Genomic DNA, 19,011 nt, shown 5'->3' on the forward strand with positions numbered 1-19,011 from the left:
CTTTCTTAACCCATTTCATTTAACATATCTACACGAATCTGATGACGACCACCACTATAAGATGCGGTCAAAAATCCCTTAACGATATTTAACGCAAGCTCTTTACCAACAATCGCTGCGCCTAAGGTAATCATTCGGGCATCATTATGGTCTCTAGTCATATAAGCACTTCTTTCATCCGACACTTCAGCTGCCACGATTCCTTTTATTTTTGTTGCGACCATAAAGCTCCCTGCACCATAACCATCAATAGCGATCCCTAGACTTTCCGGGTGTTCTTTTAAATCTGTTGTGATAGCTAATGTAGATGCAATAAAATCTTCTGCTGGTTGAATACTTTTATCTTCTACTTCAAATCCCTCTTGCACGAGCTTATCTTTTAACCATTCTTTTAATTCCATTCCGTCGCTATCCGCACCAATGACTACTCGCATACTCATTTTTCCTCCTGTTTAGTTTTCTCATTTCTCGCTAGTTTCATTTTTAATCGGTTGATCCAATACTTTTTCTTTGCTGATTTTTTGGTACCAATAAGCACTCTTTTTAGGAAATCGTTGCTGCGTATCAAAATCTACGTAAAATAATCCATAACGTTTATTGTAACCATTCGTCCAAGAAAACATATCCATCAACGACCAAATAAAGTATCCCTCAATTCTCACACCTTGGTCGATCGCCCGTAAAATAGCGGCTAGATGAAGACGAACATAATCGATCCGCTCCTCATCATTGATTTGTCCCGCTTCAAAATGATCCTTACTCCCTAAACCATTTTCTGTTACATAGATTTTTCCATAGTTCGGATAATTCTGTTTGATCAAGAGAAGCATATCTTCCAACCCTTGTGGATAGATCGGCCAATCCCAGTCAGTCGTTGGGATTACAGGATTTGTTACCCTTTCTCCTACACCTTGCAAGGCAAAGATACTACTTCCTTTTTCACCAGTTCCGTTATGTTGGATTTTTGATGTTCCTTTATAGCCTTTTAAAAAATGACTCGCATAATAATTGACTCCTAAAAAATCAATCATTTTTGCTGCTTCTTTTAGATGATCAAAATCTTCTATTTTGAGTTCAAGCTGCGCCCCATTTGCAGATAAGATCTCATTGATCCCACGCATCGTTTCTGCTGAGTATTCCCCTTTAAACGTCGCATCCAATAGAAATTGATTCGCCAAGATATGTTCTTTCTTCGCTGACAGGCTATCTTCTCTCTGATCAGTTATCCCGTACTTTGATTCTAAAATATGAACGATCCCGATCTCACCTTGGTAATTAGCTTCCTTGTATTTTTTGACTACGCGAGCATGGGCAACCATCATGTTGTGCATCGATTGGATCGCTTTACCCAGCTCATATTGATTGTTCGGCGGAAAATGACCGATGATGTATTGACCGGCAACCACTGACCAAGGTTCATTGATCGTGATCCAATGTTTCACTTTGTCCCCGTATTCTTTAAAACAAAATTGCGCAAAGTCAACATAATCATCCACCATATTTGCAGACAACCAATCACCATCTTTAAATTGCTTCTCTGGTGTATCAAAATGGTGCAAAGTCACAAACGGCGTGACTCCATTTTTGATACAAGAATCGATCAAACGATGATAAAATTGGACACCGATCGGATCGACCTTCTCTCTCCCACTAGGAAAGATCCTAGACCAGGCAATCGAAATCCGAATGCCATTGATGCCAAACTGATGACATGCTTGTAAGTCTTCTGCATATCGATTATAGAAATCACTTGCTTGACTAGGGTCAAATGTCCCTGTCTTTTTAAGGTAATCATCCCAATAATTTTTCCCACGGTTTCCTACTGAAAAGGCACCCTCAGCTTGATAAGCGGCCGTTGCCGCTCCAAAAATAAAATGTTCTGGAAATTTATTCATCGCATCCTCCACATCATGTTAGATTTTCAAAAACAAAGTTGACCGCATCAGTAGGTGCTTTTGCAAGTTTGACGTACTCGATTCCCGTAGTAGAAACAGTTTGTGTTTTATGGTCCTTCGCACTTTCTCTCAGTTCCTCAAGCATCGAAGCCATTTGTGGAGCTAAGATAATCAAGTCAAACTCGCCAATCTGATCTTTATGTTGCCCATAAGCCATTGCCGTCGCATCCACACCGATACTCAATTCCTTCGCACCCTTTTTAATTGCATTGGCTAACATCGAACTAGTTGCTCCATTGGCACAAAGTACAAGAACATTAGTCTGATCATTCTTTTGTTTAGCAAATGCCGGTGAAACGACTGCTGGTTTGACAGTTGTACTTTCCAACTGATCCCCGTGCCCTATCTCTTTTTCTTTCACTAATAATTCATTGTCATAGGATTTGAAAAATGGATAGTAAATCGCAAAATCAACGGTTAATAAAACAATCATCAAAACGATCGATAGTCCAGCAAAACCTGTCCCTAAGATCAACCCTACTGGTCCAGGAGTTGTCCATGGCAGATTGTAGATGAATCCATTCATATCTAATACCTCAACAAAAAATTTAAAGATCCAGACATTGAGGATCGGTGCAAGAATAAAAGGAATAAAAAAGATAGGATTCAATACAATTGGTGCACCAAACAGCATGGGTTCATTCACACCAAACAAAACGGGAATCGCTGAGGCACGTCCCATTGTTTTTAACTGCTTTGACTTTGCTAGAAAAGCAAACATCAACGTAATGACCAATGTCGCACCCGTCCCACCTAGTGTGGCAACAAAGTATTGTAAGCCTTGAGATAAAATTTTCGGTGCATGTTCCCCACTTTGATACAGTTGAAAATTCATCTCTACATTTGTTATGTAGATGGCAGCAACAGCTGGCTCAACAATAGAGGGACCGTGGATACCGACAAACCAGAAAAACGCCATTGCCCCAAAAATGAGTGCTAACCCAAAATAGCCATCGGCCGCTGAGAAAATTGGTTGGAACAGCTCAATCAATTTTTCTGAAAACCCACTACCGACAAGGTTACGAAAACCCAAATCAAAGCCCCAAAAAAAGACGGTCGACAGTGTAATCGGGATCAAATCCTTAAATGTCTGTGAGATATTACCAGGAACTTCCTCTGGCATTTTCACTGTCAAATTCTTGCTAACACAGAATCGATAGATATTAGGAACAATAAAACCAACAATGAACGCTGTCATCAATCCTTTGGTCCCCATGTAATCAGAAGCAAATCCACCTTCTAACGAATCAACCCCAACAATCAAGAAACCAATAAAAGCAGCGATCATGGTTGAAGTACTATTGATTTGATTCGTTTTTGGCAATTTAGTATTAAAGTTTTCTGTCAAACTCTTGGTCACTGTAGCAGCCATTAAGATCCCTAATATCCCCATGGACCCGTTATACGCTTTCATTAGAATGGACTCTATTTCTTCTCCCCAATGAAAATTGAATGCGTTGGGAACATATGCTACCAATAAAAAAAAGCTTGAAAAAAGAATGACAGGGATAAGACTGATAAAACCATCCCTAATTGCTCTTAAATAAGAATTATTAGAAATTTTCTCAAAAAACGGTTTCATTTTTTCGATACGTTTGATCATTGCATTCATACCCAGGCTCCTCTATGATTTTTTATAAATATTAAAGAGATGTTGAATGACATCTTTCAATAGCAACGTGGTCATTAGATGATCTTGGGCGTGAACCATAATAAACCCTACTTCAATTGTTTCACCACTCGCTTCAGCAGCTAACATTTTAGTTTGAGAATTGTGCGCTTCAACCAAACTCTGATTTGCTTCTTCAACTAATCCATTGGCTTCTTCAAATTCCCCCTTCTCTGCTTTAGCTAACGCTTCGATCAATTTCGATCTTGCTTCACCAGCAAAAGCTACCACTTCAAATCCAATCATTGCTACTGTTTCTTTATCCATTTTTCTTCCTCCATTCTCTTACAAGAACATTATATTTGTTCTAGTTTATGTTTGTTTGTGTTCGTTTTTGTCCTTTACAAACAAATAGTAACCGAATGTTTTTAACATGTCAATCTATTTTCTTATACAAACCTTTAATATTTGACAACCTCCTCTGAATGTTTTATGTTTATTTCAAACAAAAAAATAAGAACCACGAAATATCAGGGAGTTTATATCATGTTAAAAGAAGAACGACAAAAATACTTATTAGCACAACTAGAGAAGAACGGCATCGTGAAAGTGGCCGATATTGTTCAAGAATTGAAAGTAGCTGATATGACTGTTCGTAGAGATTTGCAGGAATTGGAGGATAAGGGGTTAATCATTCGCATTCATGGTGGTGCCAAACTATTAAATCCTAAAACTTCCGTGATCGAACTAAGTCATCGGGAAAAAAAGGATCTTCATTTGTCAGAAAAAATAGAAATTGCCACAATCATTGCGAATCATATCCACGAAGGCGATACTGTCTTTTTAGGACCTGGAACAACGATTGAATTAGCTTATGATTTCTTGACGATTAACCACGCTAAAATCATTACCAATTCGATCCATGTGTTTAACAAATTCAAAAGTGATCCTCGATTTGAGATCATCCTGATCGGCGGCTCCTATCGAAATAAGACCGGCGCTTTCGTTGGGACGATCGCCAATGATTTTATTGCAAATATCCATGTAAAAAAAAGTTTCATCGGGGTAAATGGATTAGATAAAACATCCGTTTTCACTTCAAATGAAGATGAAGGATTGACTCAACGTTACGCATTGAACAGCGCTGAAACACGATATATCGTAGCAGATCATCATAAACTTGATAAAAAAGATTTCTATGGCTTTTATCCACTCCAAGAAGTCGACTATTTGATTACCGATTCTGCTATATCCGATAGTCAAAAAGAAACTTTTGGCAAACATGTTCAATTATTAATTGATTAAAACTCTTTTAAGTAGTTAAAGAAACGAAAAATTAAAGGAAGACAGCGCCCAAATGGCCCTTTCATCGGGCCAATCCAAACGCTGCCTTTTTCGTTTTCTTCATTCCCTTGATCAATCAAGGCTCTTTATGTATTTCGATTAGAATCAATATTTCATGTGCTTTCTTTGATACACTAATTTTTTTCAAGAAATTTTACCCTTTATCTTGATCTAACTCAATTTTTCCGTTATCGATCTAGCTCATTCGCTAATATTGTTTCAACAATCAACTGAACCACTAAGTCAAAACCTTCTGTCTGGATTGGCACATCCGTTTGTTGCCTAAGCTTCACAATCTCTATCTTTCTCAACGGAACAGCTGCTTTATTTTCTGTAAGAGCTCTGTTCACCGCACTGCTCAAGCCACCAATAACTGCATAATTTTCGATAGTGACCACTTGTGTTTTCCCTTTCAACTCGTTAAGGATCAACTGTTTATCGATTGGTTTGATCGTAAACATATCAATGACTTCGCAACTAATTTGACAGGACTTTAACCGCTTAGCAACATTGAGAGCTTCGTAAACTAATCTGCCAGCGACAATAATTAAAATATCTGTACCATGCCAAACAATGTTTCCTTTGCCTAATTGAAAAGTCGTTTCTTTTTTATAGATATTAGGTATCCTTTTATTTTCTCCGCGTACATAGTGAATACCGCTCAATTGGCTAAATTCTTTGATGATCCATGCCATTTGTACCTCATCTGTCGCTTCACAAATAATTGAATTTGGGATCATTGTCATCAACGCTAAATCTTCCCCTAGTTCATTGACGCGTTCCTTTCCATTTCGATTAGAAGCGAAATATTCCCCAAAAATATTGATGGTATTTCCACCGTATCCTTCGGAAATAAATAATTGATCAAAAATTTTTCGAATCGCATGAGAATCAAAAAGATGGATAAAAGGTTGGTAGCCAGCTAAACTTAACCCCGCTGCAATACCTACCATGTTCTCTTCATCCACAGGCATGTTGAGATATCTCTTTGGGTGTTCATTTTTTAAATCAATCCAATTACTAAATGATTCAAACTTATTTTCTAACGCAACGATATTGTGGTTTTTTTTCATTAATTCATTTAATGTATCAACTATGCAAGTACGAAGTTCTTTCCTTACAGATAACGAGTTACTTAACTGAACCATTTAACTCATCCTTTCAAGCTTTTCTTGTAATTTCAAAATCGTTTTTTCTATCTCTTGATGGAATATTTTAGGAATTTTTTTACTTGAATCCTCATGATCGTCCATTGTTAAGTCTGATAGCACTCGCTCTGGATAACTTTCTAAAACAATACAGAAGGCTTGTGTCGTCCTCATTTTATACTCTTCAATCGCCTCATTGATTGCTTTGATATTTGTCCCATCAACGAGCAACGTATAAAACCCAGCCTTCTCTGCTTTTCTTTTCAATAGATAAGATTTCTCATACCTTTTGCTTAACTGTTCTCGTTTTCTATAACCACTATCAATAATTACCAAGCAATGATCTAATTTAAAATGAGCAATACACTGAAATACTTGCCAGCAACGTTCATCTTTTAATTCGTCTTCATCCATCACTAAATAAACATCATTTTCCTTATTTGCTATTTTTAATCCCATCGCAAGACCTGCAGCTATTGCAACACCGTTATTTAAGTCCCCGATTGTCACATCGATTCCAGGGGTCTTTGAACGATCTAACTTTTTAGGGAGTCTGTCCCCTTGATGACTCATCGTCCATAGCCACTTCTTATCAAAATACCCTAGATTAGATAAAGTACTATATAATTCCAATACCGCATGACTTTTAGCTAAAACTAATTGATCACGATTTCCCCAATCTGGTTTTTTCGGGTCAATCTTCATCTGTTTACCGTATAAAACAGCTAACAATTTGATCATAGAAAAAGAACAATCCATTGATTCTTCTCCTCTTTGTTTAACACTTATCAAAATATCTAGTTGAATGTTTAATGCTAATTTTTCCAATTGAGTCACTTGTTTATGATCAATAGCCATAACGATTCCTCCTATAAATGAATTAGAGAATAATTCATGATGCCATACAGATTTTTCACATGATATGTATACTTGCTCTTTTATGATCTGATCAAAATAAGATGATACTCCTTAATCTACAACCTCACTGGACACTTCCCTCCTTTTGAACTGAGTGTAAAGCCATTTTATGTCATCTTATGTCCCCTTTTCCTTCCCTACCCCTTCATATATAACATAAGTACACATCTCATAATATATTCAGTATATTCATTTATAAAATAAAAAAATAGAAAACATTTAATAAGATAAATTTGTTATAATAAAAACAAAAAGTCTGTTATCATAAAAAAATATTACAACAAAAAAATTACATTATCAATATTAAGAATAAAGATACATATAATAAACGAGATACACCTTCCTATTAAAAACGTTATTTTAAAATAACGATAAAAAATTTTTATCTTATTCCATTACCAAACTACCTCACTGAAACCGGAGTAAATTGTTTTGTTAAAAATGAAAATGACTCACCCTATAAAAACTCTTTCGGTATTTCCCATCTGAATATTCCGATCCCTCTTCAATCTCACTGCTCCTAATTATTTTAGGCTTTTTGATTTCCGGCTGTACTAGGACATACTGGTGCGTTGGTTTACTCATTGAATCTTCTATTTTCAAAATAATTTGCAGTTGTTCGTATAGCTAAATGAAATTTCTTGCTAATGTTCATTCAATCGTTGCTTGAACAATTAGTAAAAACATAGAAAAACAATCAGGTATCTAATTGACATTCCGTCGTTTTCATTTACGTGGAAAACAGAATCTATTAATTAAGCACCTTCGCACTCATGGTACTTAATTGAAGAAAATTTGTGAAAGATCGTGCCTAGAACAGAAAAAATAAGCCTGACTTTGACGTAATGAATCAAGATCAGGCTTACTTTCTTTTTAGGTTAATGATTGTTTCAGACCTTTCATTTTACAAAAGAATACGCTACGCTCTCAACTACTATCCCAGTTACTAATCAATGTGTGATAGTTAAACAATTCGTGTACAATACTGAAAATGGCTTCTGGTTTTTTGAACAAAGCGATGAGCTATTTATAGCCAGTAGATCTATGGGAACAAATAAACGAACACCAAGCGTTTTTTGTGTTTCTCTTGAGGTCGTGAAAAGAGTGTCTTGACCTGAGCACTCACCAAGTAAAAACTGCGACGAGTAATCGCAGGAGTATTAAGGATGAAAATCTCGAAACAGCTCCCCATGTTTTGAGATTTTTTGACTTATCGCCGAAGGTCAGCTCTTTGAACACCGTTTATTCGTTTTTAGAGATACTAGAAGATACTGAGAGAACTTTTGTCCCAGTCCCGATGCTTATTTGAACAATCCCATTGAATGAATAACTCTATGATTTTTAGATAAAAGATTTTCAAACAAAAATACAAGTTTTTCCACTCATTTTTTGCTATACCAATCGATCAATATCATACTCAAACCCATTTTGATTGCTTAACTGTTTGTAGAACTCACCACTTTTCTTGATCGTCCGTTTTTGGGTTGGCAGATCAAGAGAAATTAGTCCATAACGGTTCTTATATGCATTGATCCAGGACCAGCAGTCAATAAAGGTCCAAAGATGATACCCTTTGATATTACAGCCGTCATTGATTGCTTTCCAAAGATAAGCGAGGTGATCTTGGATATATTCGATCCGGTAATCATCAATCACTTGCCCACTTTCATCCATAAAACGTTCCTCATCTGCTACGCCCATCCCATTTTCAGAGATAAAGGATTCAATATTCCCATAGTTTTCTTTGATATCCATGCATAAATCATGGATACCTTTTTCATAAATTTCCCAACCACGATATTCATTCATCCGTCGTCCCGGCATCACATGATTCTCAAAAAACCAATCCGGTAAGAACGGACCATCTTGATTGATTGCAGTTAAACGAGCCTTCACACGACGTGGTTCATAATAGTTCAATCCTAAGATTTGTGCCGTGTTCTCTTTGATACAACGCAGGTCTTCCTCGGTATAATCCGTTGGCAATTGATCATATTCACGTAAAAGGTTAATTAATTTTTCTGGATAAACACCCTTGACCATTGGATCTAAAAAGCTGCGAACATAAAAAAGATCCGCAATTTCAGCTGCCTTCACATCAGCGGGGGTTTGACTCCTTGGAAACGTCGGGCTTAAATTCAAGATAACACCTATTTTACTGTTCAAATTCAACTCTTTGTGTGCTGCAATTGCTTTCGCGTGAGCCAAAATAGTAAAGTGAGCCGCTTGCGCTCCTCGTTTGAAATCAATCAAATTTGGATAATGGAAGTCTTCCAAATATGACCCTAAGATCGGCCCCAACGGTTCATTGAAAGTGAACCAGTGGTAGACGAGATCGCCAAACTCCTTGAAACAAGTAACTGCAAATTGCACATATGCATCGACAACTTCCCGTGATTCCCAACCGCCTTTATCCTGTTGGGCTGCTGGCATATCAAAATGATAAAGATTGGCGAATACTTTAATACCATTGTTATTCATCTCAGTAAATAAATCCCGATAAAATTCAACCGCTTTTGGATTTACCTCCCCTACTCCATCATTTGGGAACATCCGCGCCCAAGAGATCGAGACCCGAAAGGAATTATGTCCGGTTTGCTTCATCAGTTGAACGTCTTCTTTATAACGATGAATGTGATCTGTCGTAATTTCTGAACTAATCCTTTGATAAAAACGGTATGGTTGTTCTTTGTACCAACGTTCCCAAACCGTTTCGGCTTTTCCAGTTTCACCACGACCTTCTGCTTGCTCAGCTGACCAAGCAGAACCCCACCAAAAGTTTTCTGGAAATGTTAATTGTTGTTTGTTCATTGTATCCTCCTAAAATGACATTCTCTTGAGTACTACTCCATCATAACACCGCTTCCAATAAATTGGAATATTTTTTTATTAAAAAATATATACTTTTTATAAATGTTAATTGTTTTACCCTTTAAAGATTGCTAAAATTAAAGAAAGGTATATAATTATTTATATCTTTACGCGGTAACTATAGGAGGGAAAAAATGAAGAAGAATGCGAAATATATGGAAGTTTATTCTGATGTAAAAAAGAAAATTGAAAACGGTACTTACGCAATCGGTGAAAAATTACCAACTGGTTCCGAATTGGCAAAACAATATCATACGAGTAAATTGACAGTAAAAAAAGGATTAGACATGTTAGTTTCTGAAGGAGTTTTACATAGTCGAAGTGGATTTGGAACCGAAGTTTTGCGCAAACCGATCCATAATTCGAAAGTTTTCGGTCCAAGCGAAGGTTTTATGAGCGTAGTTGGCGAAGAACATGTAGACTCTGAAATTCATATGTTTTCAATTGAATTACCGTCAAAAAAAATAGCAGAGCGATTACAGATTAACGACAAGGAATACATTTATAATATTGTTCGCAGTCGTTTTGTCGATCAACAACCCTATTCATTGGAACAAACTTTTATGCCGCTATCAATTATTCCTGGTTTGGAACCTAAACACTTGAAAAAATCGGTTTATTCCTATATTCGCAATGAACTGCAGTTAGAGATCAATGCTTCTCACGTTTGGATGAAGGGCGTACTGGCAACCGAGTTTGATGCAACTATATTAGGAATTGATGCCGGAGACTTTATGATCGAAGTTGAAAAAAGTGTTTCTTTGGCAAACGGGACTCCTTTTGAATACTCCATTACAAGGCATTTATATCAAGATTTTGTTTTTGAAGCCGTTTTTGTTGAAAAATGATTGAAAGAGCTGAGGAAATCAGCTCTTTTTTTTGCCCTTTTTCATTAAAGTATATAATTTTAAAAAAAGTTATTTACTTTTATCAAATTCCGTTCTATTATTGAACTACGGTAAGTGCTTACAAATAAAAACAAGGAGAATATACCATGAAGAAAACAAATAAGAAGGAACAGGTGTTTGAACGATTTGGTATGATCGCATCGAAGCTAGGAAATCAAATTCATATGCGTACATTTACGCGATGCATTTGCAACATTCATGCCATTTATGATGTTAGCTGGATTCGTGACTTTGATTAATTACGTTATCTTAGAACCAACTGGTTTTATGGGTAAAATTGTTAAACCCGAAACATTAATGAAAGTTCAAGAAATTGGCATGTCGATCGCCAATGGAACATTGAGTATTACGACGCTATTAGTTGTAGCTGCAGTATCTTATCATATGTGTGTTAGCAGAAATTATACAAATCATATCGCAGCGGTTTTAGTTTCGATCTCAACTTTCATCGTTTTAACACCAATGAAAATGATGTTCACTCCGGAAAATGCAAAAAAAGCGATTGAAGTAACCGGAGTTATTCCAGGTTCCCATACAGGTGCATCAGGAATGTTTGTCGGAATCTTTGTTGGATTAGTAGCTACTGAGCTATTCATTAAATTATCTACAAATGAAAAATTGCAAATCAAACTATCTGGAAATATCCCGCCCGCAGTGTTGAAGTCATTCAATGTATTGATCCCGATCATGATTACTGTTACTGGTTTTGCGATTCTATCTTTCGCTGTCAATCAGTTATTCAACATGGACGTAAATGGCTTGATCACTAAAGCGATCACGGGACCTTTAAGTCACATCACAACTGGTTTACCTGGCTTTATCTTAATCACATCAATCGCCAATTTATTCTTTGGTTTTGGAATTCATCAAGCTGTAATTTCAGGTTCTTTACTTGATCCGTTCTTATTACAAAACATGCAAGAAAATATGGCAGCTTATGCAAACCATGAACACATCCCACATATTATCAACATGGCTTTCAAGGATACTTTTGCTGTTATGGGTGGTTCAGGAAATACGATCGCCTTATTGATTGCGATTTTCATCTTCAGTCGCCGAAAAGATTATAAAGACTTTGCTAAACTATCGGTAACACCAGCGATGTTTAATATCAGTGAGCCGATCATCTTTGGATTACCGATCGTATTTAACTTGAGTCTAATTATTCCGTTTGTGTTAGCACCAATCTTCTCGTTAGTAACTGCCTACTTTGCGACTGCAGCCGGCTTAATCAATCATGTGGTAGTTCAGATACCGTGGACCACACCACCAGTTATTTCAGGATTCCTTGCGACAGGTGGGGATTGGCGAGCAGCAGTATTGCAAGTTCTAATCATTGCGGTTAGCGTATTTATCTATCTACCATTCCTACGAATTGATGAACACGTAACGGCAAAAATGGCTCAAAAGGAAGCTGAAATCACTAATCAATAATTGACACCTCCGCTCCTAAAAAAGTGGCCTTTCTCGTTTAGTAAATATGTAAAAAAACGTCCTCAATTCTCTTAACAACCGACATTTGGGATCATCGTTGCATTTTGAATAAATTGAAATTATGAGACTGATGAATCAGAACAGATTCTTCAGTCTCATTTTCAGTTAACTTGCCAATGACAAAACGATTGTTAGTAAAAACATTCAAAAAAAGTTCTTATTATTCAAGGACTGTCGCAATTTATATTTTTAGACACTCTCTAGCAGGATTTTTTTCTGATCTCTTTAATACGCATAGCGTTTGCGTGTAGTACATATAAACTTGATAAGCTGATTACGTTCACCTACCAGATCTGTCGCCCCTTTGGTATGAATAGGACTGTCATCGTGTCATCTGATTGACGTATATTTAAGATATACCAAAGTGACTCGACTTTTTGCTCCTTGTTTGCCACTCTTGCAAAATCTATAATGTCAAATAATTTAGACTTACTGCTTATAAAAATAATCAAAAAAAAGAACCCTTGAAAATCAAGGGTTCTTCCACTATCAGATAACGATAGATTAACGACGGATTTCTTTGATACGAGCAGCTTTTCCGTGTAATGCACGTAAGTAGTACAATTTTGCACGACGTACTTTACCGTAGCGAACGACTTCGATCTTTGCAACACGTGGTGTATGCAATGGGAATGTACGTTCAACGCCTACTCCGTTAGAAACTTTACGTACTGTATAAGTTTCGCTGATTCCAGCTCCGCGGCGTTTGATTACAACACCTTCAAATAACTGGATACGTTCACGTGTACCTTCGACAACTTTCGCATGAACACGTACAGTGTCACCAGGGCGGAAAGCTGGGATGTCAGAACGTAGTTGTTCTTTTGTTAATTCTTCGATTAATGGATTCATTGATCTTTTCTCCTTATTCCAAACATTCTTATGAGTTTTCCCTCACAGCGGAACATCGTAATAGTTAAGTGCTTTTGCACTCACCATAAGATACTATCATACTATCAATTTAGTGTAAAGAGTCATATTGATATTTCTTATTCTATTTCGTCTGATTCTTCTTTTTTGACTTCTTCTAACAATTTCAGCATTTGTGGAGTCATTGATAATTGTTCCAATAAGTCAGGTCGGCGTTGATAGGTTCTTCTTAAGGATTCTTTCAGTTGCCATTCTTCAATCAATTTATGGTTTCCATTTGTTAAAACTTCTGGGACTTTCATCCCGTTAAATTCTGCTGGCCGTGTATATTGAGGATGTTCCAATAATCCCGTTGAATAAGAATCTGTTTGAGCGGATGTTTGATTTCCTAAAACATCCGGTAGTAAGCGGACTGTTGCATCGATCATCACCATTGCGCCAAGTTCGCCACCAGTCAAGACATAATCACCTAAAGAGACTTCATCCGTAACTAGCGAACGGATTCGTTCATCATAGCCTTCGTAATGTCCACAAATAAATACTAAATGTTCTTCATTCGAAAATTCTTCCGCCATCGCTTGATCAAATCGTTTACCAGCTGGATCCAATAAAATCACACGTTTTTTTGTTTCAGGATTTGCTTGTTCAATTGCTTTGATATTGTCATAGATAGGTTGGACTTTTAACAACATCCCTGCCCCGCCACCATATGGATAATCATCGACCGTTTGGTGTTTATTATCGGAATAGTCTCTAAAATTAGAAACATTGATCTCTAACAATCCTTTATTGACCGCTTTGCCGATGATCGATTCACCCATTGGTCCTTCAAACATTCGTGGGAAGAGTGTTAAGACATCAATTTTCATCATCGATCAATCCTTCTGGAATCTCGACGTAAATGACCCCATTTTCTAAATCAACTGTTTTAACCACTGAGTCAATATAAGGAAGCAAAACATCCTTTTTCTTTGGTCGTTGGACTACCCAAACATCGTTAGCACCTGGTGAAAGAATTTCTTTGATTTTACCTAATTCATTTCCATTTTCCTCAACGACCTTTGCTCCAATGATCTCATGATAATAAAATTCATTTTCTGGCAACTCAATCGTTTCTTCTTTTGAAACTTTTAAAATACCGTCTCGATATTTTTCAACATCATTGATTGAAGGATGACCTTCAAAACTTAACAAGTCAAAATTTTTATGTTTACGATGACTTTTGACGGTTAATTCAATTGGCGCTTTCTTCTCTTGAAACAAGGTAAGTACAGCACCTTTTTTATATCGTTCTTCTGGAAAATCTGTGGTAGAAATGACGCGCACTTCTCCTTTGATCCCTTGAGTATTTACGATTTTTCCAACATTTAAATATTCAGTCAACTTGTATCCCCTTTTCCTTTTCACACATGTTTCAACCAAACAATGGTTTTTAAATGGCTGAACGTGTTTTTGACGTATCTGCCTTATTTTAGCATGTGTGCATATGCAATTCTACTTTCTTTTCGCTTTTCTATATCATTTTCCAATCATTTATTGGTTCATAGAAACAGCCATTTTCAATGCGGAAAGAGTATCTTTGTGGGTAACAGTATAAACATTTTTAGGCTCTTGCCAGCTTACTTGTGTAGCTTGTTGGGAAGAATCATTCATTTCAACCGTAATTTTCCCGTACTTCTCAGGAGCAGGCAAACTTGCTTTTTCTAAGTAAGCAACGATTTCTTTGGCTAACGGTACAGGATCTTGTCCTTCAATATTACTTGCCCGGACACGAATACTCCAATTTCCTTCTTGCCATTCTAGAATACTAGATCCCGCTGCTCCTTGTTGATAGCCAGTAATATTGTAGCCCAAATCGACTTGTCGGCCGTTTGTATCAACCGTAACTGGTTGCAAGGCATCAATTGCTTCTTGACTAGAAGCAAAACCATATTGGTAAAGATAAGAAGCCATCGGGGTTTCTTGGTTTAACTCTTTGGCATTTAAGACATAGGCTTTCGGTAGATCATAGTATAAGATCGAAAAGCCCTGTTTGGTTTCGGCAGCAGCGATGTTTAATTTCCCTGTTGTAATCGGAATCTCTTGTGGCATCGGTGTCGTTGGGTATTTTTCTTTCAGTTCTTCAAATGCGGTTTGTGCTTGTTTATTCTGTGTAGATGTTTCTGTTTTTGTAGTCGCCGTTTCCGTTGTATTTCCAGATATCTCAGAGCTTTCACTCTTTTGGGTTGTTGATTGAGTATCTGTTTCTTTGGAAGTACTATGACTCGTTGAATGAGTCGCTGGTGTCACCGTATCAGTTGTTTCAGTAGAATTATTTGTCCCTTGACAGACACTTAAAAGTAAAAGAGCTGGTATCAATAATGCAACTTTTTTCATAGGTATCTACTCCTTTCTATATATTAAGGATACGCTTTCTATAATCATTTGCCAAGTAGTCACCTCAAAAAGAAAAAAGCTGTCTCGTCAAGACGAAACAGCTTTTTTTATTCCTTATGATCGATGATATTTAAACGCACTTTTTTCGGTGCATTTGTTCGTACCCCGTAAACGATCGTCCGAATTGCTTTCGCAACACGCCCTTGTTTACCGATGATACGACCAATATCTTCAGGAGCCACAGTTAGGTTATATTCATAGAAGTCTTTTGACTCAGTGACTTCTAACTGGACTTGTTCAGGATAAGTGACTAACGGACGAACGATTGTTAAGACTAATTCGCTTAAATCTTTCATATCCGATCACCTTATTTCTTTGAGAATTTAGCTTCGTGGTGTTTTTGCATAACGCCTTCTCTTGAAAGGATGTTACGTACAGTATCAGAAGGTTGCGCACCTTTAGATAACCAGTTAAGAACTAAATCTTCTTTTAAAACTACTTCTGCAGGGTCTTTCAAAGGATTGTAAGTACCTACAGTTTCGATGAAACGTCCATCACGAGGAGAACGTGAATCAGCTACGACGATACGGTAAAAAGGACTCTTTTTAGAACCCATACGTTTTAAACGGATTTTAACTGCCATTATATATTTCCACCTCCATTGTTTTATTCACAAGTTGTAGTGTAACAGTTTTTTTTTACCCTGTAAAGCTTTTTTTCTTTACAGCTAATAAAAAATTTTTTCAACTCTCTTTTTTATTGAAAAAAAGAATTCCTGTCACTAAAAAGGCAGCAATCATCAAACCTGTTACCACTAAAGAAAAAGAATAGTTACTCGAATCAATCCTTTCCCCCAATGCGTTCGAAACTGTCGTTAAATAAAAAGGAGAATACTCAGCAACTTTTGTAAACATAGATAACAGATAACAGCCAGCCACACAAATCCCTCCACAAGCTAGCACAAAATAGCCAGAATAAATAAAGGAGGACAACCATAGAAATAAAGTATATAACCACACACCCCATAAATAATAATAAAAACTTCTTGTCCCTAATTGAATAACCAGCTCATTATCCCAATAAATAGCAGTATAAAAGTAAGTAATGAAGGAGCAACCCCAAAAACCAACTGCCCAAAAAAACTGTCCCATGATCCATTTAGTAAAATAAATTTTCCAGCGAACCATCCCTTTGGTTAAAAGATTAATCAATGTTCCTTTTTGATATTCATTCGTCAATGTCGAGCTAAACAATAACAAAAACAATAAAAGAAACATAGGCATGTTTTTATAAAATTGTCCCCAAGAAGTCAGCGCATCTACATTGACTTCCCCGATTTTCATACCAGATGCTGCTAAATTTTCTGACATCGATTGAACGATGTAGGGTGTTAATTTGGCTATCAGTGGATTCATGATCCCAAAAATGATCGTTAATGAAAGCAACAGTAATAATCTACCTGTACGCCAATTTTCCTTCCATTCTTTTTTTGAAAACGCGAGTAATTGCTTCATTTGTCCACCACTTCCATAAAAATTTGTTCTAAGGAAGGTTCTAAACGATGAATCGATTGAATCGGTAATTTGTGATCAACAATTAAAGATAGTGCACGAAGTAAGTCTTCGTTAGTTCTGCCAGGATAAATAAGGGTTTCATTTTTCATGATTGCTCCCGGCAAAAGCGATAAAAATTCTTGAGAATGTTTCACAGTTGAAAATTGGATTTCAAATCCTTCATTTTTAGGATGGGTTTTCAATTCTGCTACCGTGCCCGTTAAAACGATTTCTCCTTTATTTAAGAAAGCCACTTCATCACAAATTTGTTCCACGTCTGATAGAATATGTGTGGAAAAAAGGATCGTTGTTTGCTCTTTGACACGTAATAAGATATCCAAAATTTCTTTACGCCCCAATGGATCCAACGCCGAAGTCGGCTCATCACAAATAAACAGTTTTGGTTCATTCAGTAACCCCTGGGCAATCCCCAAACGTTGCTTCATCCCTCTTGAAAAAGTCCTAATCCTTTTTTTCTCGTGAGCCAATCCGACTAACGCTAATAACTCTTGCGTTTTTTGTTGGATTTTATGTTTAGGCATCTCGGTGATTTCCCCGCATAATTGCAAATACTCTTCGGCGGTAAGGTAGTCATAAAACATCGGAATATCTGGCAAATAGCCGATCCAGCGATTCGTTTTTGTTTGACCATAGTGAACCGTTTCATCATTAACCTTGATTGTTCCAGCATCTTTTTTTAGCAACCCCAAAATCGATTTCATCGTTGTCGTTTTCCCTGCACCATTTTTTCCAATAAACCCAAAGATCGTCTTTTCCTTGACGGTAAGGGAAAGATGGTTCAACACTTTTTTTTCACCAAAAGATTTTGATACATCGATTAGTTCAAGGATCGCCATTATGCCTCCTCCTTACCGAACACGAAATACAAGATTGGACCAACAAATTGAAATCCTATGAGAATTACGATGATCCAGAGTGTTCGACTGCCAAATCGATAATGCGTATGAGTCAAAATATGATAAAGGGCATAAAAAAATAACCCAAGTTGTATGATCACTAACGGGATCAAAAATGGTAAAAACTCGTTAATATGCATTTGTTCCACCTACCAATTTCATCTTTTTATTTGATGCTGCGTTACCCCAAGTCATGCGATGATGTGTACCGATGTTTCAATGAAAAACATTCTTTATCAAAAGTTCATGTACTACACTCTTTTCTAAAAAAATCACACAAACTCCTTTAGACAAGACTTCTATTCACTAATTATAGAAGATCCATGTCAAGTGAAGCAAATATATATACGTAATAACTACTATAAGTAGTCGAAAAAAGTAGTTAAGTTAGTCGCTATGTTCCTCAAGTGTTTTTATTTGCTGAGTTTACTTATTTTTTGTAAGATAAATATAGAAAGTTTGAAGGAGGAATTGTTTTATGACTAAAAAAATTGGATTTTTTGTAGGTAGTTTGCGTAAGGATTCGTACAATAGAAAAGTAGCAGAGGCTTTCGCTAACTTGCTACCTGAAGGATATGAAGGTGTTTTTGTAAAGATCGATGATCTGCCTTTTTATAACGAAGATCTTGAAACTCCAGAGAATGCTCCTGCTGAATGGAGTCGTTTCCGTGATGAGGTCAAGGAATTAGCAGGTGTTGTTTTTGTTTCTCCAGAATACAATCGTTCGGTTCCTGCTGTACTTAAAAATGCACTAGATGTAGGCTCTCGCCCTTACGGTCAAAGCGCATGGGACGGCAAACCTGGGTTAGTTGTCACTGCTTCCCCTGGCGGTATCGGTGGATTTGGCGCGAACCATCACCTGCGTCAATCACTTGTATTCTTAAATGTTCCTACCTTACAACAACCTGAAGCTTATATTGGCAATATTGCAAACTTAGTTGATGAAGAAGGTCATATTGTGGAAGGAACACTCAGCTTCTTCCAAACGATTCTAGATGCTTATCTTGATTTTTTAAATAAATTAACTAAGTAAAAATTAGCTTTGATA

19 protein-coding genes and 1 pseudogene are annotated in these 19,011 nt (G+C 36.8%); 4 read left to right on the forward strand and 16 right to left on the reverse strand.

Annotation, left to right across the window (positions count from 1 at the left end; all coding sequences use genetic code 11):
- Nucleotides 1–5 precede the first annotated feature (5 nt).
- The 4 genes from lacA to AB3H90_RS05835 are packed head-to-tail and all read right to left on the reverse strand — an operon-like array spanning nt 6 to nt 3,891.
- On the reverse strand, nt 6–434 hold the full coding sequence (gene lacA, locus AB3H90_RS05820) for a galactose-6-phosphate isomerase subunit LacA (RefSeq protein WP_010718450.1): 429 nt from the start codon (nt 432–434) through the stop codon (nt 6–8).
- A gap of 27 nt (nt 435–461) precedes the next feature.
- Nucleotides 462–1,895: a 6-phospho-beta-galactosidase gene (gene lacG, locus AB3H90_RS05825; RefSeq protein ID WP_368016359.1), complete on the reverse strand. Its 1,434-nt coding sequence runs from the start codon at nt 1,893–1,895 to the stop codon at nt 462–464.
- Nucleotides 1,896–1,908: 13 nt separating this feature from the next.
- Entirely contained in the window at nt 1,909–3,567 is a 1,659-nt protein-coding gene (locus AB3H90_RS05830; RefSeq protein ID WP_368016360.1) for a PTS transporter subunit EIIC, read from the reverse strand.
- A gap of 12 nt (nt 3,568–3,579) precedes the next feature.
- Nucleotides 3,580–3,891: a PTS lactose/cellobiose transporter subunit IIA gene (locus AB3H90_RS05835; RefSeq protein WP_034700819.1), complete on the reverse strand. Its 312-nt coding sequence runs from the start codon at nt 3,889–3,891 to the stop codon at nt 3,580–3,582.
- Between the two features lie 219 nt (nt 3,892–4,110).
- On the opposite strand from AB3H90_RS05835, the gene AB3H90_RS05840 reads away from it, so the two are divergent.
- The gene (locus tag AB3H90_RS05840) at nt 4,111–4,869 is read left to right on the forward strand and encodes a DeoR/GlpR family DNA-binding transcription regulator (RefSeq protein ID WP_034700821.1); all 759 of its coding nucleotides are present in this window, start codon (nt 4,111–4,113) and stop codon (nt 4,867–4,869) included.
- A 227-nt stretch (nt 4,870–5,096) separates the two neighbouring features.
- Here the strand turns inward: AB3H90_RS05840 and AB3H90_RS05845 are convergent, their stop codons facing one another.
- The 3 genes from AB3H90_RS05845 to AB3H90_RS05855 form a co-directional block, all read right to left on the reverse strand.
- Nucleotides 5,097–6,056, reverse strand: coding sequence for a transketolase family protein (locus tag AB3H90_RS05845; protein WP_368016362.1), 960 nt, complete (start codon nt 6,054–6,056; stop codon nt 5,097–5,099).
- A complete protein-coding gene (locus tag AB3H90_RS05850; protein WP_368016363.1) occupies nt 6,057–6,914 on the reverse strand; it encodes a transketolase in 858 nt (285 codons plus the stop codon). It abuts the gene before it with no gap.
- Nucleotides 6,915–8,366: 1,452 nt separating this feature from the next.
- Nucleotides 8,367–9,785: a glycoside hydrolase family 1 protein gene (locus AB3H90_RS05855; protein WP_368016364.1), complete on the reverse strand. Its 1,419-nt coding sequence runs from the start codon at nt 9,783–9,785 to the stop codon at nt 8,367–8,369.
- Between the two features lie 194 nt (nt 9,786–9,979).
- Between AB3H90_RS05855 and AB3H90_RS05860 the strand changes: the two genes are divergently transcribed.
- Both AB3H90_RS05860 and AB3H90_RS05865 read left to right on the forward strand, forming a co-directional pair.
- Nucleotides 9,980–10,693 carry a GntR family transcriptional regulator gene (locus tag AB3H90_RS05860; RefSeq protein WP_034700829.1) on the forward strand — a complete coding sequence of 238 codons (714 nt, stop codon included), beginning with the start codon at nt 9,980–9,982 and terminating at the stop codon, nt 10,691–10,693.
- A gap of 146 nt (nt 10,694–10,839) precedes the next feature.
- Nucleotides 10,840–12,187: pseudogene (locus AB3H90_RS05865) on the forward strand (PTS sugar transporter subunit IIC).
- Nucleotides 12,188–12,751: 564 nt separating this feature from the next.
- Here AB3H90_RS05865 and rplS read toward each other — a convergent pair.
- From rplS to AB3H90_RS05910, 9 genes are all read right to left on the reverse strand, one after another.
- On the reverse strand, nt 12,752–13,099 hold the full coding sequence (rplS, locus tag AB3H90_RS05870; protein ID WP_002286913.1) for a 50S ribosomal protein L19: 348 nt from the start codon (nt 13,097–13,099) through the stop codon (nt 12,752–12,754).
- A gap of 137 nt (nt 13,100–13,236) precedes the next feature.
- Entirely contained in the window at nt 13,237–13,986 is a 750-nt protein-coding gene (gene trmD, locus AB3H90_RS05875; RefSeq protein ID WP_025480115.1) for a tRNA (guanosine(37)-N1)-methyltransferase TrmD, read from the reverse strand.
- Entirely contained in the window at nt 13,976–14,500 is a 525-nt protein-coding gene (gene rimM / locus AB3H90_RS05880) for a ribosome maturation factor RimM (protein WP_010718461.1), read from the reverse strand. The genes trmD and rimM overlap by 11 nt, the downstream gene beginning before the upstream one ends.
- 150 nt (nt 14,501–14,650) lie before the next feature.
- Nucleotides 14,651–15,493, reverse strand: coding sequence for a hypothetical protein (locus AB3H90_RS05885; RefSeq protein WP_368016366.1), 843 nt, complete (start codon nt 15,491–15,493; stop codon nt 14,651–14,653).
- 107 nt (nt 15,494–15,600) lie between these two features.
- Nucleotides 15,601–15,849, reverse strand: coding sequence for a KH domain-containing protein (locus AB3H90_RS05890; RefSeq protein WP_010718463.1), 249 nt, complete (start codon nt 15,847–15,849; stop codon nt 15,601–15,603).
- A gap of 11 nt (nt 15,850–15,860) precedes the next feature.
- Nucleotides 15,861–16,136, reverse strand: coding sequence for a 30S ribosomal protein S16 (gene rpsP / locus AB3H90_RS05895; RefSeq protein ID WP_010718464.1), 276 nt, complete (start codon nt 16,134–16,136; stop codon nt 15,861–15,863).
- A gap of 100 nt (nt 16,137–16,236) precedes the next feature.
- The gene (locus AB3H90_RS05900) at nt 16,237–17,007 is read right to left on the reverse strand and encodes an ABC transporter permease subunit (protein WP_368016368.1); all 771 of its coding nucleotides are present in this window, start codon (nt 17,005–17,007) and stop codon (nt 16,237–16,239) included.
- Entirely contained in the window at nt 17,004–17,903 is a 900-nt protein-coding gene (locus tag AB3H90_RS05905; RefSeq protein WP_368016370.1) for an ATP-binding cassette domain-containing protein, read from the reverse strand. Before AB3H90_RS05905 ends, AB3H90_RS05900 begins: the two co-directional genes overlap by 4 nt.
- The gene (locus AB3H90_RS05910) at nt 17,903–18,103 is read right to left on the reverse strand and encodes a PLDc N-terminal domain-containing protein (protein WP_010737914.1); all 201 of its coding nucleotides are present in this window, start codon (nt 18,101–18,103) and stop codon (nt 17,903–17,905) included. Before AB3H90_RS05910 ends, AB3H90_RS05905 begins: the two co-directional genes overlap by 1 nt.
- A 338-nt stretch (nt 18,104–18,441) precedes the next feature.
- Here AB3H90_RS05910 and AB3H90_RS05915 point away from each other — a divergent pair, with 338 nt between their 5' ends.
- Nucleotides 18,442–18,996: an NADPH-dependent FMN reductase gene (locus AB3H90_RS05915; protein ID WP_010718468.1), complete on the forward strand. Its 555-nt coding sequence runs from the start codon at nt 18,442–18,444 to the stop codon at nt 18,994–18,996.
- Nucleotides 18,997–19,011: the final 15 nt, after the last annotated feature.

Source organism: Enterococcus sp. C63, from assembly GCF_040887215.1.
Classification (GTDB): domain Bacteria; phylum Bacillota; class Bacilli; order Lactobacillales; family Enterococcaceae; genus Enterococcus_B; species Enterococcus_B hirae.